Consider the following 22,841-nt stretch of genomic DNA (forward strand, 5'->3'; position numbering starts at 1 on the left):
TTTTCCGCCTTTCTTGTGAACGACATGACCCACGTTGCCCGATCTACTCGGTTTCTGAGCAACCTGTGGAAGCATCGTAGCGAGCGCGCCGAAGCTAGGGCGACGGAGCGAGTAATCCCGCAGGATTATGAGCGATGTCGACCGACGATTCGGGGCGCGCAGCAGATGATTCTACAGGTTGCTAGTGGCTCGCTGATTCTCGGTGCCCTCGTGTCGTGTTCGGGCCACATTGGTGACCCGCCCGGTACGTTGTCCGAAGCCGCGGCGCCAATGTGCGTTGGAATCGTTCCTGGCAAATCGCCCATTCGGCGAATGACCCGGTTCGAGTACAACAACACGGTTCGCGATTTGCTCGGGGACGATACGGAGCCTGCGGCGAATTTCGTGCCCGAGGAAGAAGCCATGGGCTTCGACAACCAGGCCGTTGCGCTTGGCGTCACGCAGATTCTTGCTGAGCAGTACATGGTGGCAAGCGAAAAAATTGCGGCGCGCGCCGTGGAAAAGCTCGATACGCTCTTGCCTTGTCAACCCGTCGCGGGTGAAGAAAAAGCGTGCGCCGCAGCGTTCATTGAACAATTCGGCCGCCGTGCCTATCGAAGGCCGCTTTCGAGCGACGAAGTTTCGCGCCTTTTGGCCGTGTACGAGTGGGGTTTTACCGAAGCGGGTTTTACGCGAGGCATCGAGCTCGTGCTTCAGGCAATGCTTCAGTCTCCGCACTTCTTGTACCGTGTCGAGTTCGGTATGCCGGACATCGTCGAAAAGGACATCGTGCTCTTGTCGCCGCACGAGGTCGCGTCGCGCCTGTCCTACATGTTATGGTCATCGATGCCCGATGCCGAGCTTTTTGCGGCGGCGGACGAGGGGCGTCTCGGGACGTCGGAAGAAATCGAAATGCAGGCGCGGCGCATGCTCGACGACCCGCGCGCGCGACAAGCCGTCGCAAACTTCAATGCCCAATGGCTCGGTTTGTCGCACCTTGACAACATCACCAAAAATTCCACGACGTATCCCAAGTATGACGAAGGCCTTCGTCCACTATGGCGTGCCGAAACGCTCGCGTTCCTCGAGGATGTGATTTTCGAAGGCGCGGGCGACGTGGGGACGATGTTTACGGCAACGCATTCCGTCATGAATGCCGAGCTTGCGGCGTTTTACGGCATATCGGGTGGTCCATCGACGGATGCATTCGAGCGCGTGGAGCTCGATCCAGAGCGCAGTGCAGGCATATTGACGCATGCGGGCGTATTGGCGGCGACGAGCAAACCTGCTGAAAGCTCGCCCGTGCATCGCGGAAAATTCGTACGCGAGCGGCTTTTGTGTCAGATTTTGCCGCCTCCTCCGAACAACGTCGTCGTTACGCCGCCGCCGGTCGACCCCAACTTGACGACGCGGGAACGTTACACCGAACATTTCAAAAACTCAGCGTGTTCGGGGTGTCACGTCAAAATGGATCTCATTGGATTCGGCTTCGAGCATTACGATGGGATTGGGCTCTGGCGGGATACCGAAAACAATTTGCCCATCGACGACAGCGGGGAGCTCGTCGACACACGCAACATCGACGGTCCTTTCGAGGGTGTGGTCGAGCTTGGAAAGAAGCTCGCCGAGAGTGAAGAAGCGCGGCAATGCGTGGCGACGCAATGGTTCCGTTATGCGTATGGCCGAGTCGAAGGCGCGGACGACTATTGTTCCATGGATATGCTGCAGAAAACGTTTGCAGCCAAAGGTTTCGACGTGAAAGAGCTTCTCGTTGCGCTTACTCAAACGGATGCGTTCCGGTATCGCCGGGCGGTTACGGTGCAAACGCCATGAAACTCGAGAAACTAAGTCGTCGCGCAGTCCTTCGGGGGCATGGGCGGGGTGGCCATCGGATTGCCCTTTCTCGGTGCAATGAGCGATTCGGCGCGCGCCGGAAGCTTTCCCAAACGTTTCGTCGCGTTTTTCTCGGGCCTTGGCACGGTCAAGGACGCGTGGGTTCCTCAAGGCACGGAAACCGATTTTACCCTCGGCCCCATTCTCGCACCGCTCGAGCCCTACAAGAAAAAGCTCATGGTGCTCGAGGGAATCGATTACGAATCGGCTCATCACGGCCCCGGGGATCCTCATCAGCTCGGCATGGGGCACGCGCTCACGGGCGCCGAGCTTCAGGAGGGCGAGCTTTTTCCGTACGCGTGTAGTCCGGGGAAAGCCGTGGGTTGGGGCGGAGGCATTTCGCTCGATCAATTCCTCGCCAATCAAATTGGACAAACTACCAAGTTCCCGTCGCTCGAGTTTGGCGTTCAGGTTCAATATGCCGATGTATCGGCACGCATTTCGTATCGCGGTCCGGGGCAACCCGTGCCGCCGGAAGACGACCCTTACCAAGCATATCAGCGCATTTTCGCCGAGCTTGGAGCCGATCCCGCACAAATCGCGCGAATTCGCGCCGAACGCAAGACGGTGCTCGATTACGTGAGCGATGATTATGCCCGACTTTCCCAGCGCCTCGGCGCAAGCGACAGGCAAAAGGTCGACGCGCATCTCGATGCCGTGCGAGAAATTGAAAAACGTCTCGATGCGCCAGGAATCATCGGTGGAGCATGCAATCCGCCGAACCTTGGCGTTCCCGTCGAACCGCTGCAAAACGACAATTACCCGCTCATCGCCAAATGCCAGCTCGATTTGCTCGCCATGTCCCTGATTTGCGATCTCACGCGCGTCGCCAGCATTCAATTCGCCACGGTGCGTCAGGGAGGCAAGGTGTTTTCGTGGCTGGGACAAACCGAGGGGCATCATTCGTTGTCGCATTCCAGTACCGAGGATCCCGTGCGTCGGCAGATGCTCATCGACATTGGCAATTGGCATGCAACGCAGCTCGCGTATCTTTGCCAATTGCTCGATAGCGTGCCGGAAGGTGATGGCACGGTGCTCGATAACACGGCCATCTTCTGGTGCACGGACATTGCGGTTGGCCAAAGCCACGTGCGGCGTGACATGCCGCTCGTATTGGCAGGACGCGCAGGCGGAGCGCTCGCAGCGGGGCGGTATTTGAAGTACCAAGGTGATTACCACAACGATCTGCTCATCGCGCTTTCGCACTCCATGGGCGTACCTGTTGCCACGTTTGGCAATCCCGACTACTGCAATGGGCCGCTCAAGGGAATTCTCGCCTGACCAGCGTCGCTTTTCTTTGCACGACGGCGATTCCTTTGGCATCCATGCCCCATGCGCGCCCGTCCGAGTCTTTCGCCGTTCCTTTTTCTCGCGACCGCCGCGTTCGTCGCTGCGTGCAACCGATCGGGAGGTTCTGGCGCGGGTGACGGCGGCGTAGCGTCGGATGCTGCGAGTGATGCGGCCCCTGCTGCGACGCAAGGCCAAAGCTCGGTGCCAGAGCATCAGCCGGAGGACAAGCCCATGCTTGGCATCACGTCGTTCGTGGCCACGGTGTATGCCGAACCTCGCGATACGTCGAAGAAGCTAGGTTACCTGCGCGTGGGCGCGAAAGTGGCGCGAAGTGAAGAACCAGCGGGCACCAAAGGATGTCCCGGCGGTTGGTATGGGATTTTTCCAAAAGGATACATTTGTGTTGGGTCTGATGCCACGCTGGATCTCGAGGATCCCACCGTTCGAGCGGCTTCGCGTCGTCCCAATTTGAAGACGGCGCTGCCTTATCGTTATGCGTTCGTTCGCGCGGTACTTCCGCTTTATCTTCGAGTGCCCTCGGCGGAGGAGCAGAAGAAATCGGAATTCAAGCTACAAGAGCACCTCGATTGGTACAAAGAGAATGGCGCGACGGCGGACAAGGTTCGTCTCGGTGCATGGGACGTAGCCATTGACGATCGAGGTGTGCCGCTTCCGGGCAAACAATTGGGTGAGCTCGGGCTCGGGAAAAACTCCGAAGAATTGAGCCTTGGGCAGCATCTTGGTGGTGATACCGATGCGGATCCCATTCCGTTTTGGTTGGCGGAGGGCAAGCGGCAGATTCCGAACATCAGTGACTTCAAGGTGCCCGAATATGCGGTTTTTGCAGATCGCGCGCGTCGTCACACGGGGCTGGCGCTCGTGGGGTCGTTTCCGACGGGACCGGAATCGCTCGAGCGGCGTTTTGCGATAACGACCGATTTGCGAATGGCGCCGCATACCAAAATCAAGCCTGACACGGGTTCACCGTGGCACGGCATCGAGCTCACGGACGAATACACGTTGCCCATTGCGTTCGTTCGTACGCAGGGTGCGAAGGCATATCGAATATCGAAGGGCAAGGCCGTTGCGACCGATGACCTCGAATTTCGCAGTGCGCATCCGCTCGTGGGGACCATGCGCAACGTGGAGGGCGTCAAATATTATCGCACGAAGGACAAACGGTGGCTCAGCCAGCTCGACGTGGGTTTGGCGCTGCCTCCTGCGTCGTGGCCGGCCGATGCGGAGAAGGGCAAAAAGTGGATTGAGATTTCGATTGCGAATCAGACGTTCGTCATGTGGGAGGGCAAGCGTCCGATTTACGTGACGCTCGTTTCGACGGGTCAAGCGGGGCTCGACGATCCGAAAAAGACGACGGCCACGGTGCGAGGTGTGTTCAAGATTCGCAACAAACACATCACGGCGACGATGGATTCGAATGAAGGATCCAGCGTTGGGGGTGGCAAGGCGCAGGTCGCGTCGGCCAAGTCTCCTTCCGATGGTGGAGGCAAAGCATCGACGAAGAAGGGGAAACCGACCCCTGGTAAAACCCCCGCGAAACCTGTCGCGAATGCGGCCAAATCGTCTGGTAAGGACAAACCTGCCGCCGATGCAAAAGTTCCGCGCAAGGGCGATGGCGAATATGGCGTGACCAAGCGTCGCGGCGAGGGTACGTTCCAGCTCAGGGACGTTCCGTACATCCAATATTTCGAGAGTGGCTATGCGCTCCACGCTGCCTATTGGCACGATGTTTTCGGCACGCCGCGGAGCCATGGTTGCGTCAATCTTTCTCCGGTCGACGCGCATCGCGTATTTCTTTGGACCGATCCGCCCGTGCCCGATGAGTGGCATGCAATCAACACGGGCGAGGAATTCGGCGAGGGCACGACGGTCATCATTCATGAATGAGGCGGCGATCCGCGAGTCATGCGATGTCGTCAAGTGGCGCTCTTTCGAGCACTTCGGCTGCACGTTCGGCCTTGCTGCGTCGTTTCGAGACGTCATATGGTGACATTTGCCCAATCTTCTGGCACGGTGGCGCGACGTTGACTTCGGCCCCATCCGGGAGCACCCATGACCAAGCCCACTGCATCTGCCCGTGAGCAGGTGCGTGATCGTGTTCTTCTCGTTGTTGTCTTGACGGCCTTTCTCGATCTCGTCGGGTTTGGCATCACGATCCCGCTGTTGCCATTTTACGTCAAATCGATGTCCGTCTCGGGACCGGGATCGGACGTCACGGGCCTCCTCATTGGCAGCTATTCGCTCGCGCAGTCCTTGGCGACGCCGTGGCTCGGGCGTTTGTCCGATCGGTACGGTCGTCGTATCGTCATCCTCGTCAGCTTGCTCGGCAACGCGGCGAGCATGATTCTTTTTGCGCTTGCGGTGCACTACAAGGTGCTGGCGCTGCTTTTCGTGTCTCGCATTCTTGCAGGTGTGACGGCGGGAAATCTTGGCGCGTGTCAAGCTGCAATTGCCGATGTGACCGATAAGAGTGAACGCGCGGCCGCGATGGGCAGGCTTGGCGCAGGAATTGGGCTTGGCCTGATCGTCGGTCCGTTCCTTGGAGGTGAAACGGGTAAGCTGGCGCCTTGGGCGCCGCCGGTCGTAGCGGCGCTCATGGCGCTGCTCGATGTGGTGCTCGCGGCCATTCTGATGCCCGAGACGCGTCAATTTCGTGAAGAGCAACCACCATCCGACGGCGCATCACCAGCGAAGTCCGTGCGGCTTTGGGATCTGCTTGCGGATCGTCGCATGGCCGCGGTCTTTGGGCTCTTCTTTTTGACGTTTACCGCGATGACGTGCCTCAATGCGGCCTTCCCGTTTTTGTCGCACGAGCGATTTGGGTGGAACGAGGAAGACGTCGCGCGCATGTTTGGCGTGTTCGGCGTGATTTCGGTGGTCATTCAAGGCTTCTTGATGAAGCGCCTGGTGGCTCGCTTTTCCGACGTCTCCTTGGTGACGGCGGCGGGGATTTTCATTGCATCCGGGATGCTACTGTCCGCAGGTTCGACGCGTCCGTGGATGCTCGTGGTGGGCAACATTTTCATTGGCATGGGCGTGGCGATCAACAACCCGGTCATCTCCGCGCTCGCGTCCAAGGTGGCGCCGCCTCAGTTTCAAGGCGTTGCGCTCGGATATGCGCAGTCGTCCGGCAGTTGGGCGCGTACGGTGTGGCCGCCAGCGTGGGGCCTCATGTATAGGCACGTCGCGCCTATTGCACCATTCATTGGAAGCGCAATCGCTGCGAGCTTGATGGTTTTCGTGGCGGCCACGTTGCGTGTGCGTCCGGCTTCAGCCTCGGAGCAAAAGCCGACGGAAAGTTGAAGATCGATTACAATCCGTTCAGCTCGTCCACCACTTGGAAGAGCGCACCGATATCGTAAAAATCCACGGCGACGAAGTTCGGGATCTGCCCGCCTTCCGTTTGGCACTGCTTCGCACGCGACGAAAGCATATTGTATTCATTGGCGACTTGCGCGCGTTCGGGTGTCGACAGCGGGTCGGACAGCCAGTGATTCACCAAGAACAAATCGTTGCCTTTCGTCCCTCGATTGGGTGCGCACGTGAAATCTTCGGGCTTGGCGAACGAGTACGGTGTATCCCACGCGATGTTCCAGAAATGGTGATACCAAGCGGGTGGGGGACCTTCCGATTCTGCGCCTGCGACGATACGTTTGCCGTTCATGATCATTTCGCGCAGCGTTGGCCACGGCGAGCCCGCTTCGTGTGGGTACATCATGTCTGCGAGCCCCGCAGTTTTGAAGGCTTGCTCCGTTTGCGCGGGCGTGATGCCGTCTTGAATGATGAATGTCAACACTTCGTGTGGGTGGGCATCGAGAAACGAGCGGATGTCTTTCAACGCGTCGACGAGGAGCGTATTGCCGAGCCCGCACACGGAATGGCACAGGTAGAGATCCTCGTTCCATTCGTGCGTATCGATGAGCATAGCGCGGATGCCGTCATCGAGCTGCCGGTTCATGCTGAAGTTTTGATTTGCGGCGGCCCAGCCAAGCTCGAAGTTCGACATGGCATTGTGGGTCGCGGGAAAGGCGACTTCGTTGAACGGGCGATCGCAAAGCTCGGCGTGGCCGTTGCATTCGGAGGGCGGCGTGATTTTGGATGGTGTTTCGGCCGGGGGTGTTTCGCCGCAGCCTACGAGGCATACAGCGCAAAACGCGAGGCGGAAAAGCGGATGGTTCGTGGGCATGGCGTCCACGATAAACGAAATAAGCAAGCCAAGAAAGCGCTTTTACCGTTTCTTGCCCGCTTGGGCTTGCAGTTGTCGGCGCACCTTTTTCACTTCGGCAACCGGCAGGGCTCGCAGAAGCTCGACAATTTTGGAGTATTCGTCTTCGGCGGCAAAGGCCAAAATGTAAAGGGGCGGCAGGTCGAATCCGCGCGCGAGACGCTGAATCGTGCCGATCGTGATGGCAGCGAGCCCGTGCTCGACACTCGACAAATGCCCTTTCGACAATTCGCTCGCATCGGCCAGACCAGCCAAAGACATGTTGCGCTCGAGGCGAAGTTCGCGAATGCGGGCGCCTACTTGCTGTGCGTACGGATCGGGCATGTTTCGTCGCGGCATGTCGTTATGGTTCTCGGGCGGCAAAAAGCTACCCGACCGGCCTCCTTACGCCGGGTTTTCGGTTTCATCAAAGAAACATCGGTCGCTTCGATCGGCAACGAGCCAGGGAATACGTGGCGGTTTTTCCTCCGCTCCCCGTCGTGACCGTCGTCATCACCGACGAACTCAATATGCATCCTTGGGACGAACTCGTCACCTGAAAACTTCATTAGATAGGACATTGGTTGTCCGATCATGGAATTGCGACGAACCGAGGCGGCTTGCATCATTTTCGCTTCACTCGTCGATGGATGGTTCTCGCGCGCTCTTCTTTGTGCTAGTCGGCGCTTTGCGGGTCCGAGTTGGGGGAACGATGTCCCATCGTGCTCGGAGTCCAGAGGAGGTCGAGGTCGTGACGCAAGCGAAAATCGGGCTCGTGGGGCTCGCTGTCATGGGCGAAAATCTCGCACTCAACATCGAACGGCATGGTTTTCCGATCGCGGTGCACAACCGGGATCCCGCCAAAATAGACCGCCTTCTCGAAACTCGAGCCAAAGGTCTTCAATTCTTTGGGGCGAAGACGGCTGCCGAGCTCGCAGGGCTGCTCGAAAGGCCGCGAAAAATCGTGCTGCTCGTCAAGGCTGGACAGCCCGTCGATTGGACCATCGAACAGTTGCGCCCGCATCTCGAACCGGGCGACATCCTCATCGATGGGGGCAATTCGTGGTACGAGGACACCGAGCGGCGTCAGAAAGAGCTCGAGGCGGTGGGGATTCGGTTCATTGGGTCGGGCGTGTCCGGGGGCGAGGAAGGGGCGCTCTTGGGCCCGTCGCTCATGCCTGGAGGCGAGCGTGACGCGTACGAGGAGATTCGTCCGATATGGGAGGCCATTGCGGCCAAGGTCGATGATGGGCCTTGTGTGACGTACATCGGTCCCGGCGGATCGGGTCATTTCGTCAAAATGGTCCACAACGGAATCGAATATGGCGACATGCAGCTCATCGCCGAGGCATACGACATTTTGCATCGGGGGCTCGGGTATTCGGCGGATCGTTTGGCGGACATTTTTGCGGAGTGGAACGAGGGCGTATTGCAATCGTTTCTCATTGAGATCACGGCCAAGATTTTCCGCGCCAAGGATTCGGAAACGGGCCAGCCGCTCGTCGATCTCATCGTCGACAAGGCGGGGCAAAAAGGCACGGGCCTGTGGACATCGAAAGTGGCGCTCGATCTCGGCGTTGCCATTCCGACCATCGATGCGGCCATCATGGCGCGTCTCATTTCCGGGCGCAAAAACGAACGTGTGGAAGCGTCGCGCGTTCTCGTTGGTCCGATCGCGCCGCCAGCGCAGCAAGACGAGAAAGAAATCGTCGCCGCGGTGCATGACGCGCTTTATGCGGCGAAGATATGTTCGTACACGCAAGGCATGGCGCTTCTTCGAGCGGCCTCGGACGCCTTCCATTGGGATCTGCGTCTCGGCGAAATCGCGCGCATTTGGAAAGGTGGCTGCATCATTCGTGCGCAATTCCTCGACGGCATTCGCGAGGCTTACGCCAAACGTGCAGACTTGCCGAGCTTGCTCCTCGACGAGTGCTTTCGTGACGCCATGACGAACGCTCAAGCGGGATTCCGTCGAGCCGTCGCATTCGCGCAGAACCTTGGCATTCCGTGCCTCGCATTCGCGGGAAGCCTTGGGTATTACGACAGCTACCGTTCGGCTCGTTTGCCCCAGAACCTCACGCAGGCGCAACGCGACTTCTTCGGGGCGCATACCTACGAGCGGGTGGACAAACCCGACGTTGGTCCGGTACACACCGACTGGCCGTCTCTCGTCGGCTGACGTTCCTCGTCCGTTTTTCCCTCGGCAACCCCCTTCGCCCTGTCGCATCAAAGCTTCCGGACGCGCGTCGATCAACAATTCGCGCGATTGTCTAGGTGAGCCTACGATGGCGGCACTGTTTCGTCCCTGGTCCAATACTGCATTTCGAGTCGTGCTCGGTCTTGCCGTGCTCGGCATTGTCGGCGCAGTCACTGCGCCGATGATATGGGTGCGCACGCCACAATGGCGTGGACAGCTCGATCCCATCGATCAACCGGTCGAGTTCGATCACCGGCATCACGTGCAGGACGATGGAATCGATTGCCTCTATTGCCACAAGTTGGCCACGACATCTCCAACCGGGGGTATTCCATCGACGGATCTTTGCATGGGTTGTCATAACCAGATCTGGAATCAGAGTCCCATGCTCGAGCCTGTTCGGCGGAGTTACTTTTCGGGAATGCCCATTCCGTGGAATCGCGTGCACGACGTCCCAGACTTCGTGTACTTCAATCATGCCATTCACACGAACAAGGGCTTTGGATGTGTCACTTGTCACGGGCGTGTCGATCTCATGGGTCGCGTTTATCAGGTGACGGATCTGTCCATGGGGTGGTGCCTCGATTGCCACCGAAACCCGGAAAAATTCGTCCGCCCGCTCGACAAGATCACCGACATGACCTGGGTGGCTGAAAATCAAGCTGTTCTGGGCCCTTCGCTCGTAAATCAATACCAAATTCGCAGTCTCACGACTTGCACCGCTTGTCACCGGTAGGAGGTTACGTTGGGCAAAGGCGCACCCACAAAGGCCGAGCAGGTTTTGAATGACAGACGCGAATATTGGCGCGCGCTCGGAGATCTCGCAGGTGAGAATTCGGCTGATGGGCGCGCCGAATTTCCCGTGGGCGGAGACAGTCGTCCGGACGAACCGTCCAGGCGTCGTTTTCTCGAATTGATCGGTGCCAGCATGGCGCTCGCCGGCGTGACCGGTTGCGTCAAGGATCCCATTGAAAAGATTCTTCCGTATACCGTGAGGCCGCCCGAAGTGACTCCGGGCGTATCCCAGTATTACGCGACGAGCATGACGTTGCACGGGTACGCGACGGGCCTGCTCGTCGAAAGTCGTGAAGGGCGCCCCATCAAAATCGAGGGCAATCCGCTGCATCCTGCGAGCCTTGGTGCGACCGGCGCATTCGAGCAAGCGTCGATTCTCGATTTGTACGATCCGCATCGCGCGCGCGGCGGTTTGCATCGAGGTCAGCTTCGGCCATGGGACGAGATTGCAGCATTTCTTGCGAGCCCGCGACCCGATGGCGGTGCTGGCCTCAGAATTTTGCTCGAACCGACGGCTTCGCCGCTCACCGGCGAGCTTCTCACGAGGCTGCTCCAGCGGTACCCGAGAGCTCGCATTACGTTTTACTCGCCAATCCACGTGAATGCGAGCATCGATGGAGCTGCGATGGCGTATGGTCAGCGTCTTCAGACGCATTACGACTTTTCGCGCGCATCCGTGATCGTTTCCCTCGATGGGGACTTTCTCTCGTCGATGCCCATGCACGTGCGTTACGCGAACGACTTCGCGCAGCGGCGTAGGCCGAGCTGGCCAAATCCGACCATGAATCGATTGTATGTCGTCGAAAGCAACATCAGCTCGACGGGCAGCATCGCCGATCATCGAATTCGTCGGCTTCCGAGTGAAATCGGGACTTTTGCTGCTGCACTTGCGGCTGAGATCGTGCTCGGGGAAGGCGCGCCAGGGGGTATGGCGACGGGCGAATCCATTGCTGCGCTCAGGCCGTTTGTAGGTCGCGAGGATCGGGCCGTCATTCGGCCCATTGCGCGCGATTTGCGGCGCGCCGGTGCAAGCGGCGTCGTCGTCGTGGGGGACGAGCAGCCCGCGCACGTGCATGCGCTCGGCGCGCTCATGAACGCGGCACTTGGCAATGGCGGCGGCGCGATGTTCACCACGGCGCCCGTGCACGTCGATATGGGTGCGTCGCAACAAACCTTCGCGGAGCTCGTTGCCGAAATGAAGGGCGGAGGTGTCGACACGCTCGTCATTTTGGATGGAAATCCGGTCTATTCGGCGTCCGGCGACATTTCTTTTGCCGACGCCATGCGACGCGTGCCGAACACGATTCACCTCGGAATGCATGTCGATGAAACCGCCGCTCTTGCGACATGGTTCGTCCCAGCAGCACATTACCTCGAATCATGGGGGGACGCTCGGTCCTTCGATGGCACTGCATCGATTGTACAGCCACTCATTCGACCCCTTTTCGGTGGACATACTTCAGCAGAGATGTTGGCTGCGCTCACGGGGAATCTAACGCCGAACGGGTACAATATTCTTCGAGAAACGTGGCGGTCGAGGTTTGGCGCAGCCAATTTCGATTCGCATTGGGAAGCTGCATTGCGTCGAGGTGTCATCGTGGGGACGGCGGCACCGCGGACCCTGGCGACAGTAAAAGCCGGTGCTGGTCGAGCGACGATCGAAGCCCTTGCAGCGAGCGCTCACGCGACTGCCGGAACGTATGAAGTCTCGTTCCGTGCCGATCATCGAGTATTCGATGGTCGCTACGCCAGCAATCCCTGGCTACAGGAATTGCCCGAGCCGATGACGTCGCTCACGTGGGGCAATGCGGCGCGCATGAGCGTGAAAACGGCGCGCGAGCTTGGCGTGACAAACGGTGACCTCGTCGAATTGGCCGCGGCGCATGCACCGAGCATCGTCGCACCGGGTGCGGACGCGACGGGACCGAGCATCGTATTGCCTGCGCTCGTCGTTCCCGGTCACGCCGACGGCGCCATTTCATTGTCGCTCGGTTATGGCCGAAAGGTGGGTAGCCCCATTGCAGTGGGGGTTGGGACCAACGTCGCACCATTACGTTCGGGTGATGGATATATTCGCAGCGGAATCGTGGCGCGACGCAAAGAAGGCCACGTCGACCTCGCATTGACGCAGACTCACTGGAACATGCACGGCCGCCCCATCGTCTTGTCGGCGACGCTTCCAGAATATCAGTCGAATCCAGCGTTCACCGCGCATCATCGGGGACGGGTGCTTTCGATTCTCCCCGCCGTCGAGACCAACGGCGAAAAGTGGGCAATGACGATCGACACATCCATATGCACCGGGTGCAGCTCGTGTGTCGTTGCTTGCCAGGCGGAAAACAACATTCCCGTCGTCGGTCCCGAGCAGGTCATGCTCAGTCGCGAAATGCATTGGCTCCGCATCGACACATATTTTTCAGGCGCACCCGAAGTGCCTTCGGTCGTACATCAACCGATGCTTTGCCAACATTGCGAGAAAGCGCCTTGCGAATACGTTTGTCCCGTCAATGCGACCGTTCACAGCCCCGACGGGCTCAATGAGATGGTCTACAATCGGTGCATCGGCACCCGGTTTTGCTCGAACAACTGCCCCTACAAGGTGCGCAGGTTCAACTTTTTCGACTGGATGGAGGAACGTGCGTCGCTCAATGGCGACGTCAGAAAACTCCAAAAAAATCCCGATGTCACCGTACGCGAACGAGGCGTCATGGAAAAATGCACATTCTGCGTACAACGCATTCGTCGAGCCGAGATCGAAGCGAGCATCGAACGTCGGAGCATTCGTCCTGGCGAAGTGGTTCCGGCTTGCGCCGGTGCATGTCCGACGCGCGCCATTCAATTCGGATCCCTCATGCACAAGGAAACACCCATGACCCTTTGGCGTGACGAACCCAGGAATTATTCCGTATTGCACGAGCTCGGTACCCAGCCGCGCGTCCAATACTTGGCGATGATCAAGAACCCGAATCCGGAGATGGCATGATGACGACCGAAAGCGTGCTCATCGGTCGGCCCTCGGACGCCGAGCTTTCTGATCAGCTCCTCGGAACGGCCTGGCGGCCATGGCGCAAATTGGGATGGATCGTTTATCTCATTGGTATTGCCGGAGCGATCTCCTTGGTGACGGGAATTACTCTTACCGTCACATACGGCATTGGAATGTGGGGAAACAACATTCCGGTCGGCTGGGGGTTTGGCATCATCAACTTCGTCTGGTGGATTGGTATTGGCCACGCAGGCACGTTCATTTCCGCCATTCTCTTGTTACTCGAGCAGCGGTGGCGAACGAGCATCAATCGATTTGCCGAGGCCATGACGTTGTTCGCGGTTTTGCAGGCGGCGCTTTTTCCCGTCCTGCATTTGGGTCGTCCATGGCTTGCGTATTGGATCATTCCGTATCCCTCCACCATGCAAGTCTGGCCGCAGTTCAAAAGCGCTCTGCCCTGGGACGCTGCTGCGATTACGACATATTTTACGGTATCGCTCGTCTTTTGGTATACCGGATTGATTCCCGATCTCGCGGCCGCGCGCGACCGAGCTCCCACGCGCGCCAAGCGAATCGCCTACGGCATCTTCGCGCTCGGTTTTTCCGGCGCCGCGAGCTCGTATCGCCATTACCGCATCGTATACGGATTGCTCGCGGGTTTGTCCACGCCGCTCGTTTTGTCCGTCCATTCGATCGTCAGCTCGGACTTCGCCACGACGCTCGTGCCCGGCTGGCATTCGACCATTTTTCCGCCATTCTTTGTCGCCGGAGCCATTTTTTCCGGATTCGGAATGGTTCTGACGCTCATCATACCCGTGCGAAGCCTCTTCAAGCTCGAGAACGTCATCACGAAGAGACACCTCGACAACCTTGCCAAGATGCTGCTCGTGACGAGCATGATATTGACCTACTCGTACATCCTCGAATTCTTCGTCGCTTGGTACAGCGGCGATGAATATGAAATTTATCAGTTTTTCGAGGCGCGATTGCACGGTCCTGGTGCCTGGGTCTTTTACACCATGATCATCTGCAACGTGCTCGTGCCGCAAGTGTTTTGGTCGAAATGGGCACGCAGCAGCTTGGGGGTGCTCTGGTTTGCGTCGATATTGGTGAACGTCGGCATGTGGGCCGAGCGGTTCGTCATCATCGTCATTGGCCTCCAGCGTGACTATTTGCCCTCGGCGTGGCACGTCTTCACCCCGACACCGACCGATTGGTCCATTTTCCTTGGCACGATAGGGTTCTTCCTCCTTCTCTTCTCGCTCTTTCTACGCTTCGTCCCCTTCGTTCCGCTCACGGAAGTCAAAGAGATGAAGCACGAAATGTCGCATGAGGAGGGACATTGAAATGGCCGCGAAGCTGAAAGCCGGCATCGTCGCAGAATTCGATACGCACGAACGTATCGTACATGCAGCCCGCGAGCTGCGTGCCGAGGGGTACGTCAAGGTCGATGCGCACACGCCGTATCCCATGCGAGAATTGGAGAGCGCCCTTGGAATGCCGCGTTCGCCCATCAATTGGCTCGCTTTTGCAGGCGGGCTGATGGGAGCAACCGGGGCCTATGTTCTTCAATGGTGGACGAGCGCCGTCGATTATCGCCTCAATGTGGGTGGAAGGCCCGCGCATGCAGCTCCGGCTTTCGTTCCCATTACATTCGAAATGGCCGTGCTCTTCTCGGCGCTCACGGCCGTCATCACGCTCGCCGTGTGGTCGAAATTGCCCGCGCTTTGGCAGCCGGTATTCGAAGTGCAGGGGTTCGAGCGTGCGAGCATCGATCGTTTTTTCCTTTGGATATCGGAAGAGGACGTGGCTTTCCACCCGACGTTGACCCCGCAGCTCCTTTTCGAGCTCGGTGCATTGCGCGTCGTGCCCGCAGGGCTCACGGAAAAACATGCTTGGGGAGGCCACACGTGAACCACTCGATATACCTGATGGTGGGCCTAGCTGGGCTTTCGCTTTGCCACCTGGGATGCGAAAACTCCGGTCCCAGCCGCGATTTGGAGCGTATGGTGAATCAGCCCTATTACCAATACTACGAGCCGAGCGAATTCTTTCCTGATGGCCGCGCCATGCGTCATCCACCCGAGGGGACGATGCCCGCCGATCGCATCGAAATGCCTGAGGCCCTCGAGCAAGGCATGGTAAACGGCGCGTATGTCGACAAAAACCCGGTCTTGCTGACGCCGCTATTCGTTCAAATGGGCCGAAATCGATTCGAAGTTTTCTGCGGTTCGTGCCACGGTGTGCTCGGAAATGGCGTCAGTGTCGTCGCAAGTAAAATGACGTTGCGCCCGCCGCCGAGCCTCGTTTCGGACCGCATTCAGCAATTTCCCGATGGAAGAATTTATCGGGTGATTACGGAAGGATATGGTTTGATGCCGACGTATTCGCAAGAGCTCGAGGTCGTGGAGCGGTGGGCGGTCGTCGCGTACGTGCGAGCCCTCGGCCTTCACGCCGCTGGAGTTCCGATGGATCGCTTGCCGGAGCCCATTCGAGCTCGGGCGGAGGAAGCATTGAAATGAATCCCGAGCGAACTGTGTTTTACGGTGGTGGCCGCGTCATTGCCGGGGGCCTCGTTGCATTCGTTCTCGGCGGCGCGGCGCTCGTATTCGGCGCTTTGACCCGACCACAATACGTGTACCACGCCTATTTGTCGGCTTTTGCGTGGATTTTGTCCACGGCACTCGGAGCGCTCATTTTTCTGATGATCGTACACGCGATGGACGCCAAGTGGCCCGTGGCCATTCGGCGCGTCGTCGAATCGATCGTCGGCATACTCCCTCTGACGATCGTGCTCTTCATACCCATCGCAATCGGAGTCGAACGAATCTTTCCGTGGACACATCCCGAGGCCGCGCATGACGCGCACATGCACGAGCTTCTCGAGCATCAACGCCCGTATTTGAACACTCCATCGTTTTTCGTACGGGCAGCCTTGTATTTCGCCCTATGGATAGGCGCTGGGATGCTGCTCCGGAAATGGTCGCTGCGTCAAGACATGGCGCCGAACATCGAGCAAAAGACGCGTTCGCGTATTCTTTCGGTCGTGGCGCTATTTCCCGTCAGCCTTGCGCTCACGTTCGCATCGTTCGACTGGCTCATGTCCCTGACTCCGTCGTGGTATTCGACCATGTTTGGAGTGTATTGGTTTGCCGGTGGGTTTGTCGGCGCCATATCGCTCATCGTACTCGTCACGGCATTCTTGCAAGAAGCCGGTATGCTCGCGCGAGTCACCCGATCGCATTATTACGCCCTCGGACGGTTGATGCTCGCATTTACCATCTTTTGGGCGTATGCAGCATACTTCCAGTTGTTCCTCATTTGGATTACCGACAAGCCACAGGAAGTCGTTTTTTACACCATGCGGGCCACGAAGGAATGGCTTCCGTTCAGCATTGCCCTTGCGGTGATTCATTTCGTGCTGCCGTTTTTCGTGCTCCTGTCGTACCGCGTCAAACAGAGTCCCAGAACGCTGGCTCCCATTGCGGCTTGGGTGCTCCTCGCGCATTGGGTCGACATGGAATGGCTCGTGATGCCTGCGGTTCGTCCCATGGGTCCCGTGATTCATTGGACCGACGTGGCCGCGTTCGTTTGCCTTGGGGGCGCGGCGTTTGCATTCGGTGCATACCGACTCCGTGGCCATTCGATATTCCCGAAAAACGACCCGGCCATCGATGCGGCATTCCGTTACGAGAGCATGTGATATGAACGAAACCAAGATACACGAAAACGTGCGCCAGGAAGAGGACATTTTGCCGCCCCGGTTGATCCTCTACGTCATCTTGGCCGCGACCGCATTTTCCCTCTTGCTCGTGGGCATTTCGCACGGCATGCTGCGCGCGCGCGAGCAGGTATTGAGGCCGAGCGGCAAGTTTCCCGAGCAATCACTGGGACCCATCGTCGAACGCTCCAACGTGTACGAGGATCTCTTTGGTAACATCGGGTTCGGTCAGGTCGACGCGCGCGCCGGGCGCCAATCCCTCGAACGTTTTGAATGGGTCGATCAGCAGAAACGCGTCGTTCGGGTGCCGATTGATACGGCCATCGAGCTTCATGTGCATTCTGCCGGTCACTGAGCGAGCGCAATGTAAAGCCGCTGTAAATTGAATCGACGCCTGGGGGGGCAATGGTAACTCGAGTCGGCTGGTCCATCGCGATATCGGTAAGTTTGGCGTCCAGTGCAGCGATGGCTGACGGCGCAGACCGATTGCCTCCGCCCGTTACTCCCGTGGCGGACGTGGAAGAACACCTCGGCGCGCTCGTTCCGCCCGATATCGCACTTCAGGACGAATCCGGAAAAGACGTAACGACCGGCGAGCTTTTCGGGAGCGACCGGCCCGTCGTCCTCGTCATGGCCTATTACCGTTGCCCCATGCTTTGCCCGATCTTGCTCCGCGGCGTCTCCAAAGGCCTCGAGGATGCCGGGTTTGTCATGGGCAAAGACTACCGACTCGTTACCGTCAGCATCGATCCCGAGGATACGCCGACGGACGCAAAAAAACGCAAAGAAACGTTGATTGCGAAAGCGGGGCCCGATGTCGATGCCGGGGCGCGGTTCGTCGTCGGGAGCGAAAAAGCCACCCGTGCCGTTGCGGATGCGGTTGGATTTCGTTACGGGTACGATTCTTCGAGCTCGCAATATTCCCACCCGGCCGTCGTTACGGTTCTTTCTGCAGGTGGACGAATATCGCGTTATCTCTATGGGGTCGAGCCATCGGCGCGTGACTTGCGCTTCGCATTGCTCGAAGCGGCCGATGGCAAGATTGGCACCATCGTCGATCGCGTGATCGTCACCTGTTACCGATTCGATCCTGCAACGCGCCGATATGGTCCTTACATTGCTGGCTTCTTCCGCATTGGATCATTGCTGATTCTGTGTGTCGTTGGCACCAGCCTCGGCCTGCTCTGGCGCATCGAGCGCCGGCGCAACAGCGGGAAGGATTCGCCATGAACGAATTGCTCCGTCGCATTTTGTTTTTGCCACCTCAAGCCTCCACCGTCGCCGCTGAAATCGACGGACTGCATTACTTCGTCATCATCGTGACGATGCTCGGAGCCGTGGCGGTGACGCTCGTCGGCGGGTATTTCCTCATTCGTTATCGAAGGCGATTTGGGCGAATCGTGGGCACCCACCGCAAACCTCCGAGCCCAATACCATTTTGGACCGAGGTGATGGTCGTCGTTGGGCTCTTCGGAATATTCATCACGTGGTGGGTGATAGGGTTTCGCCAATACATGCGCTTACGCGTCGCGCCCGAAGGAGCGCTCGAAATCTATGTCACGGGAAAACAATGGATGTGGAAATTCGCATATCCAGAGGGCGCCAATTCAATTTCGACGTTGTACGTGCCGGCGGGGCGGCCCGTCAAGCTGATCCTCGCTTCTCGGGACGTCATTCACAGCTTCTTCGTGCCCGACTTCCGAGTGAAACAAGACGCCGTTCCAGGTCGGCTCACGACAATGTGGTTCGAAGCAAAAGAACCCGGCAGGCACGATATTTATTGCACTGAATATTGTGGCGTGAGTCATTCCACGATGCGCGGCGAGGTCGTCGTCTTATCGCCAGCGGATTACGAGCGCTGGCTTCGCGGTGCGGCTCCCGAGCAGCAGTTGGCCGGCCAAGTCGCCGAGCGACCGGCCATCGTCGGCAGATACTCGCCCGCCGAGCCGATCAGTATGGTGCGTCAAGGCGAAATTGCCGCGAGTCAACTGGGCTGCTTGCGATGCCATTCCCTCGACGGCAGCCAGCATCTCGGTCCTACGTGGGCGGGGATGTACGGTTCGACCGTTCCCCTGGCCCAAGGTGGCACCGTTTTCGTGGACGAGGCGTACATCACGGAATCCATCATGGACCCCATGGCCAAGCTTCACGCGGGCTTTCAGCCAATCATGCCGAGCTATTTCGGTAGCATGCGACCTGCAGAATCAGCGGCCATCGTCGAATTGATCAAAAGCTTGCGAGACGTTCGTCCCCCGCCTGGTGGTGGGCTCCCCGGGGGAATCGTCATTACGCCCAATGGCACGATCGAGCAGGTTCCGGAGGTAAAACCATGAGCGACGCGACGATCGGGATGGATGGCGATGCGGCAATGGACCCTCGAGGTGTCGGCGCGACGCATCCGGATTATATGCGTGCCGAAAGCGGCGTGCGATCGTGGCTGCTCACGAAAGACCACAAGCGCATTGCGCTCATGTTTTACGGCGCCGTGATCACATTCTTGATGCTCGGGGGAATCTTTGCACTCATCCTGCGCACCGAGCTGCTCACACCCGAAACCACGATCATCGATCCGATGACGTACAACCAAATGTTTACGCTCCACGGCGTCACGATGGTGTGGCTCTTCTTGATCCCATCCATTCCGGCCGTATTTGGGAACTTCGTCTTGCCGCTCATGCTGGGGGCAAAGGATCTCGCATTCCCGCGCATCAACTTGGCGAGTTTTTACGTCTATGTGGCGAGTGCCATCATCATTCTCACCGCAATGGTCCTTGGCGGTGCGGATACGGGATGGACATTCTACGTACCCTATAGCTCGACGTCGCCCACCGCCGTGACGTGGATGGGAATTGGGATCTTCGTCAATGGCGTATCGTCGATCATGACGGCGCTGAATTTCGTCGTTACGACACATACGCTTCGGGCGCAGGGATTACGCTGGCACCGGCTGCCTCTATTCGTTTGGGCCATTTATGGTACGAGCATCATCATTTTATTTGCGACGCCGGTGCTCGGTTTGTCGCTCCTGCTCGTCGCGGCCGATCACGGTTTGGGTCTCGGCATTTTCGACCCCCGCTATGGCGGCGATCCAGTGCTTTTCCAGCACCTCTTTTGGTTCTATTCGCATCCGGCCGTTTACATCATGATCCTGCCGTCGTTTGCGGTGATCAGCGAGGTGGTCTGCACCTTTTCGCAAAGGCCGCCCGCAAGTTACCGAGCCATTGCCTATTCGTCACTCGGCATCGCCTTCATCGGCTTCTTTACCTGGGGCCACCACATGTTCGTGGCGGGCATGAGCGAATGGGATGCCGGCGTTTTCGGCGGTTTGTCGATGTTCGTGGCGATCTTTTCCGCCATCAAGGTGTTTACGTGGGTCGCGACGCTACGGGGCGGATCCATTGCGTTCTCCACGCCGATGCTCTACTTCCTGTGGTTTTTGTTCCTCTTCGTGTTCGGCGGCATGACGGGCGTGGCCGTCGCAACGCAATCGCTCGACGTCCATTGGCACGACGGTTACTTCGTGGTTGCCCATTTTCACTTCATCATGGTGGGCGGCGCCCTCACGGCCTTCCTGGCCGCGGCGCATTATTGGTTCCCCAAAATGTTCGGTAAACTCTACGACGAACGCGTCGGACTCCTCACGTCCGTGGCCGTGTTCATCGGATTCGTCTTTACGTTTCTCCCGCAATTTTTGCTCGGTAATGCGGGCATGCCGCGACGCTACTACAGCTACCCGCCTCATTTCCAATGGCTGAACGTTCTATCGACCGGAGGCGCCTGGCTCTTGGGAGCGGGGCTGATCTTGGCGCTCATCAACTTGGTCGTTGCATTGAAATGGGGCCGTCGCGCTGGGCCAAACCCATGGGGCTCACGCAGCTTCGAATGGATTACGAGCTCACCACCGTCGAAACACAACTTCGACGTGACGCCAATCATCGAACGAACGCCCTACGATTACCACCTCAGCGAGGAGGATGCCCGTGCGCGCAGTCGAGCTAGCTGAGCAATTCGAGACCATCGAGAAGCAGGAACATGCTGCTCGCCTTGCGATGTGGGTTTTTCTGGGAAGCGAAACGCTGCTCTTCGCTGGGCTCTTTGCCCTGTATGCGGCGTACCGCGTCATGTACCCTGCCGATTTCCACCAGGCACTTGCGCACAACGACACGGTGCTCGGAACGGTCAATACCGTCGTGCTCATCACGTCGAGTTTTACCGTGGCCCTCGCGGTGCATTACGTGCGCGAAGACAAGTCGCGTCTCGCAGCCCTCTTGCTCGGTTTGTCCGTGGCATTCGGCATGACATTTTTGGTGGTGAAATTCGTCGAGTATGCTGATCACATTCACCACCACGCGCTTCCAGCGGGAATGTACACCATGGCCAATGCCCCGCCGGCAGGCGCCGTCATGGGACAAACGCTGTATTGGTTCATGACGGCGCTGCATGGCCTGCATGTCGTCGCCGGCATGATCATGCTCGGTGTCGCGGCCATAGGATGCGCTCGGCGCCGTTATGGTCGACACCGATTCATCATCGTCGAGAACTCGGGCCTGTATTGGCACCTCGTCGACATCGTTTGGATCTTCCTCTGGCCACTGTTTTACCTGGTGAAATGAGGCAACGACATGATTCGCGCGCACGTGACGGGAACCAAAATGCTGGTCTCATGGATTGCCTTGCTCGTGCTGACGTTCATATCGTTCGGCATTTCGCGTGTGGGGCTCACCGGAGGAGCCGAGCTCGCCGCAGCGCTCACGATATCCATCGTGAAGACGTTCATCGTGCTCTTCATCTTCATGCACCTCATCGAGCAGCGATTCGCCAATCGACTGATCGTCATCGTGACATTTCTGTTCATCGTCCTCTTGGTCACGCTGACCGCAGCCGATCCGATGACGAGAAAAACATATCCCAAAACGCCGGACCCGTCGGCGAGACCCATCGATTGAGGGCTGCTCTACCGAACGCCGTGAATCCCTACATCGCCGCTCGCCGCTCCCAGCGAGGCTCTTCAAAATCGAGCGGCCTTCCGACGAGCACTTCCTGCGGATGAAACGTCCCCTTGTAACGTAGCGATGGGCACGCATTCACGCGAAAACCAAGATACACGTACGGCTTCTCTTGCTCTCGGGCAAGCTCGACCAGCGTGAGCACGTTGGCCGTTCCGAGAGACAAACGCGCATAAGCCGGATCGTAAAAACAATACACCGCGCTCCATGCCAGCGGCGTTTCATCACAAATGCCAATCGCTACGAGCCGCCCGCCGGCCGAGTCGTCATAATACGCAACCTCGCGCGCCGACGGATGCGGAAAGGCAAATTGATAAAAATATTCCCGTGAACCAAGCGTCGAAGGTGCCCATTCGCGCGCCACCTCGCGCTGCGAATGCCACACATGATAAAGCGCCAAGCGCTGGTCGTCGATCCGCGGCGGACCTACCTCGATCCGTAAATGCGCCGAACGATTGCGAGCTCGACGCTGGCTGCGGCTCGGCTCGAATTCCCCCACGACGATCCGCGTTGAAATGCAAGCCGTGCACATCGAGCACGCGGGGCGAAAATAGTCCGGGCCAAATCGACGGTACCCATGCTCGAGCAACCAGTCGAGCTCTTCGGAGTCGACATCCACCATGATGCGATGCTCGAGCGATGCGAGCTCGGGTGGAATGTACGAACACGGGCGCGGGGATTCGACGAGATGTTGAACGAGACGCGTCATGGGAACAGGAACGCTCTATATTGCACGAATACAGGTCGTTCTA

The 22,841-nt window shown here is 58.4% G+C and carries 20 protein-coding genes; 17 read left to right on the forward strand and 3 right to left on the reverse strand.

Annotated elements, in window-relative coordinates:
• Window positions 1-165: 165 nt before the first annotated feature.
• The 4 genes from IPM54_03945 (at window position 166) to IPM54_03960 (ending at window position 6,483) form a co-directional block, all read left to right on the forward strand.
• Complete coding sequence (locus tag IPM54_03945; protein MBK9258966.1) at window positions 166-1,812, forward strand: DUF1592 domain-containing protein; 1,647 nt, start codon at window positions 166-168, stop codon at window positions 1,810-1,812.
• A 39-nt stretch (window positions 1,813-1,851) separates the two neighbouring features.
• On the forward strand, window positions 1,852-3,153 hold the full coding sequence (locus tag IPM54_03950; GenBank protein ID MBK9258967.1) for a DUF1552 domain-containing protein: 1,302 nt from the start codon (window positions 1,852-1,854) through the stop codon (window positions 3,151-3,153).
• Between the two features lie 240 nt (window positions 3,154-3,393).
• Window positions 3,394-5,067, forward strand: a complete 1,674-nt coding sequence (locus tag IPM54_03955; protein ID MBK9258968.1) for a L,D-transpeptidase — start codon at window positions 3,394-3,396, stop codon at window positions 5,065-5,067.
• A gap of 165 nt (window positions 5,068-5,232) precedes the next feature.
• Entirely contained in the window at window positions 5,233-6,483 is a 1,251-nt protein-coding gene (locus IPM54_03960; GenBank protein ID MBK9258969.1) for an MFS transporter, read from the forward strand.
• 7 nt (window positions 6,484-6,490) lie between these two features.
• Here IPM54_03960 and IPM54_03965 read toward each other — a convergent pair whose 3' ends face one another.
• Window positions 6,491-7,366 (reverse strand): hypothetical protein, encoded by an 876-nt coding sequence (locus tag IPM54_03965; protein ID MBK9258970.1) that lies wholly within the window; start codon window positions 7,364-7,366, stop codon window positions 6,491-6,493.
• A 42-nt stretch (window positions 7,367-7,408) separates the two neighbouring features.
• Window positions 7,409-7,744, reverse strand: coding sequence for a helix-turn-helix transcriptional regulator (locus IPM54_03970; protein ID MBK9258971.1), 336 nt, complete (start codon window positions 7,742-7,744; stop codon window positions 7,409-7,411).
• A 391-nt stretch (window positions 7,745-8,135) separates the two neighbouring features.
• Between IPM54_03970 and gndA the strand changes: the two genes are divergently transcribed.
• The 13 genes from gndA to IPM54_04035 all read left to right on the forward strand — a co-directional run bounded on the left by gndA (window position 8,136) and on the right by IPM54_04035 (window position 22,029).
• On the forward strand, window positions 8,136-9,563 hold the full coding sequence (gene gndA / locus IPM54_03975) for an NADP-dependent phosphogluconate dehydrogenase (protein ID MBK9258972.1): 1,428 nt from the start codon (window positions 8,136-8,138) through the stop codon (window positions 9,561-9,563).
• Window positions 9,564-9,669: 106 nt separating this feature from the next.
• Entirely contained in the window at window positions 9,670-10,317 is a 648-nt protein-coding gene (locus IPM54_03980) for a cytochrome c3 family protein (GenBank protein ID MBK9258973.1), read from the forward strand.
• A gap of 9 nt (window positions 10,318-10,326) precedes the next feature.
• On the forward strand, window positions 10,327-13,359 hold the full coding sequence (locus IPM54_03985; protein ID MBK9258974.1) for a Fe-S-cluster-containing hydrogenase: 3,033 nt from the start codon (window positions 10,327-10,329) through the stop codon (window positions 13,357-13,359).
• Window positions 13,356-14,708 (forward strand): polysulfide reductase NrfD, encoded by a 1,353-nt coding sequence (gene nrfD / locus IPM54_03990; GenBank protein MBK9258975.1) that lies wholly within the window; start codon window positions 13,356-13,358, stop codon window positions 14,706-14,708. Before IPM54_03985 ends, nrfD begins: the two co-directional genes overlap by 4 nt.
• Window positions 14,709-14,721: 13 nt before the next feature.
• Window positions 14,722-15,276, forward strand: a complete 555-nt coding sequence (locus IPM54_03995) for a DUF3341 domain-containing protein (GenBank protein MBK9258976.1) — start codon at window positions 14,722-14,724, stop codon at window positions 15,274-15,276.
• Window positions 15,277-15,284: 8 nt separating this feature from the next.
• A complete protein-coding gene (locus tag IPM54_04000) occupies window positions 15,285-15,884 on the forward strand; it encodes a cytochrome c (protein MBK9258977.1) in 600 nt (199 codons plus the stop codon).
• Window positions 15,881-17,065: a hypothetical protein gene (locus IPM54_04005; GenBank protein ID MBK9258978.1), complete on the forward strand. Its 1,185-nt coding sequence runs from the start codon at window positions 15,881-15,883 to the stop codon at window positions 17,063-17,065. The genes IPM54_04000 and IPM54_04005 overlap by 4 nt, the downstream gene beginning before the upstream one ends.
• 1 nt (window position 17,066) lies before the next feature.
• Complete coding sequence (locus tag IPM54_04010) at window positions 17,067-17,438, forward strand: hypothetical protein (protein ID MBK9258979.1); 372 nt, start codon at window positions 17,067-17,069, stop codon at window positions 17,436-17,438.
• 110 nt (window positions 17,439-17,548) lie between these two features.
• Window positions 17,549-18,313 (forward strand): SCO family protein, encoded by a 765-nt coding sequence (locus IPM54_04015; GenBank protein ID MBK9258980.1) that lies wholly within the window; start codon window positions 17,549-17,551, stop codon window positions 18,311-18,313.
• Entirely contained in the window at window positions 18,310-19,416 is a 1,107-nt protein-coding gene (coxB, locus tag IPM54_04020) for a cytochrome c oxidase subunit II (GenBank protein MBK9258981.1), read from the forward strand. The genes IPM54_04015 and coxB overlap by 4 nt, the downstream gene beginning before the upstream one ends.
• 35 nt (window positions 19,417-19,451) lie before the next feature.
• Window positions 19,452-21,086, forward strand: a complete 1,635-nt coding sequence (locus tag IPM54_04025) for a cbb3-type cytochrome c oxidase subunit I (GenBank protein ID MBK9258982.1) — start codon at window positions 19,452-19,454, stop codon at window positions 21,084-21,086.
• Window positions 21,058-21,696 carry a cytochrome c oxidase subunit 3 family protein gene (locus tag IPM54_04030; protein MBK9258983.1) on the forward strand — a complete coding sequence of 213 codons (639 nt, stop codon included), beginning with the start codon at window positions 21,058-21,060 and terminating at the stop codon, window positions 21,694-21,696. Before IPM54_04025 ends, IPM54_04030 begins: the two co-directional genes overlap by 29 nt.
• A gap of 9 nt (window positions 21,697-21,705) precedes the next feature.
• Window positions 21,706-22,029: a cytochrome C oxidase subunit IV family protein gene (locus tag IPM54_04035; protein ID MBK9258984.1), complete on the forward strand. Its 324-nt coding sequence runs from the start codon at window positions 21,706-21,708 to the stop codon at window positions 22,027-22,029.
• 28 nt (window positions 22,030-22,057) lie between these two features.
• Here IPM54_04035 and IPM54_04040 read toward each other — a convergent pair whose 3' ends face one another.
• Complete coding sequence (locus IPM54_04040; GenBank protein MBK9258985.1) at window positions 22,058-22,798, reverse strand: arginyltransferase; 741 nt, start codon at window positions 22,796-22,798, stop codon at window positions 22,058-22,060.
• Window positions 22,799-22,841: the final 43 nt, after the last annotated feature.

It is taken from the genome of Polyangiaceae bacterium (assembly GCA_016715885.1).
Lineage (GTDB): Bacteria > Myxococcota_A > Polyangia > Polyangiales > Polyangiaceae > Polyangium.

What these genes read in the sequence shown, in the direction of transcription:
- IPM54_03945 (MBK9258966.1), top strand. Translation starts at nt 166, where the DNA reads ATGATTCTACAGGTTGCTAGTGGCTCGCTGATTCTCGGTGCCCTCGTG.
- IPM54_03950 (MBK9258967.1), top strand. Translation starts at nt 1,852, where the DNA reads ATGGGCGGGGTGGCCATCGGATTGCCCTTTCTCGGTGCAATGAGCGAT.
- IPM54_03955 (MBK9258968.1), top strand. Translation starts at nt 3,394, where the DNA reads ATGCTTGGCATCACGTCGTTCGTGGCCACGGTGTATGCCGAACCTCGC.
- IPM54_03960 (MBK9258969.1), top strand. Translation starts at nt 5,233, where the DNA reads ATGACCAAGCCCACTGCATCTGCCCGTGAGCAGGTGCGTGATCGTGTT.
- IPM54_03965 (MBK9258970.1), bottom strand. Translation starts at nt 7,366, where the DNA reads ATGCCCACGAACCATCCGCTTTTCCGCCTCGCGTTTTGCGCTGTATGC.
- IPM54_03970 (MBK9258971.1), bottom strand. Translation starts at nt 7,744, where the DNA reads ATGCCGCGACGAAACATGCCCGATCCGTACGCACAGCAAGTAGGCGCC.
- IPM54_03980 (MBK9258973.1), top strand. Translation starts at nt 9,670, where the DNA reads ATGGCGGCACTGTTTCGTCCCTGGTCCAATACTGCATTTCGAGTCGTG.
- nrfD (MBK9258975.1), top strand. Translation starts at nt 13,356, where the DNA reads ATGATGACGACCGAAAGCGTGCTCATCGGTCGGCCCTCGGACGCCGAG.
- IPM54_04005 (MBK9258978.1), top strand. Translation starts at nt 15,881, where the DNA reads ATGAATCCCGAGCGAACTGTGTTTTACGGTGGTGGCCGCGTCATTGCC.
- IPM54_04010 (MBK9258979.1), top strand. Translation starts at nt 17,067, where the DNA reads ATGAACGAAACCAAGATACACGAAAACGTGCGCCAGGAAGAGGACATT.
- IPM54_04015 (MBK9258980.1), top strand. Translation starts at nt 17,549, where the DNA reads ATGGCTGACGGCGCAGACCGATTGCCTCCGCCCGTTACTCCCGTGGCG.
- coxB (MBK9258981.1), top strand. Translation starts at nt 18,310, where the DNA reads ATGAACGAATTGCTCCGTCGCATTTTGTTTTTGCCACCTCAAGCCTCC.
- IPM54_04025 (MBK9258982.1), top strand. Translation starts at nt 19,452, where the DNA reads ATGGACCCTCGAGGTGTCGGCGCGACGCATCCGGATTATATGCGTGCC.
- IPM54_04030 (MBK9258983.1), top strand. Translation starts at nt 21,058, where the DNA reads ATGCCCGTGCGCGCAGTCGAGCTAGCTGAGCAATTCGAGACCATCGAG.
- IPM54_04035 (MBK9258984.1), top strand. Translation starts at nt 21,706, where the DNA reads ATGATTCGCGCGCACGTGACGGGAACCAAAATGCTGGTCTCATGGATT.
- IPM54_04040 (MBK9258985.1), bottom strand. Translation starts at nt 22,798, where the DNA reads ATGACGCGTCTCGTTCAACATCTCGTCGAATCCCCGCGCCCGTGTTCG.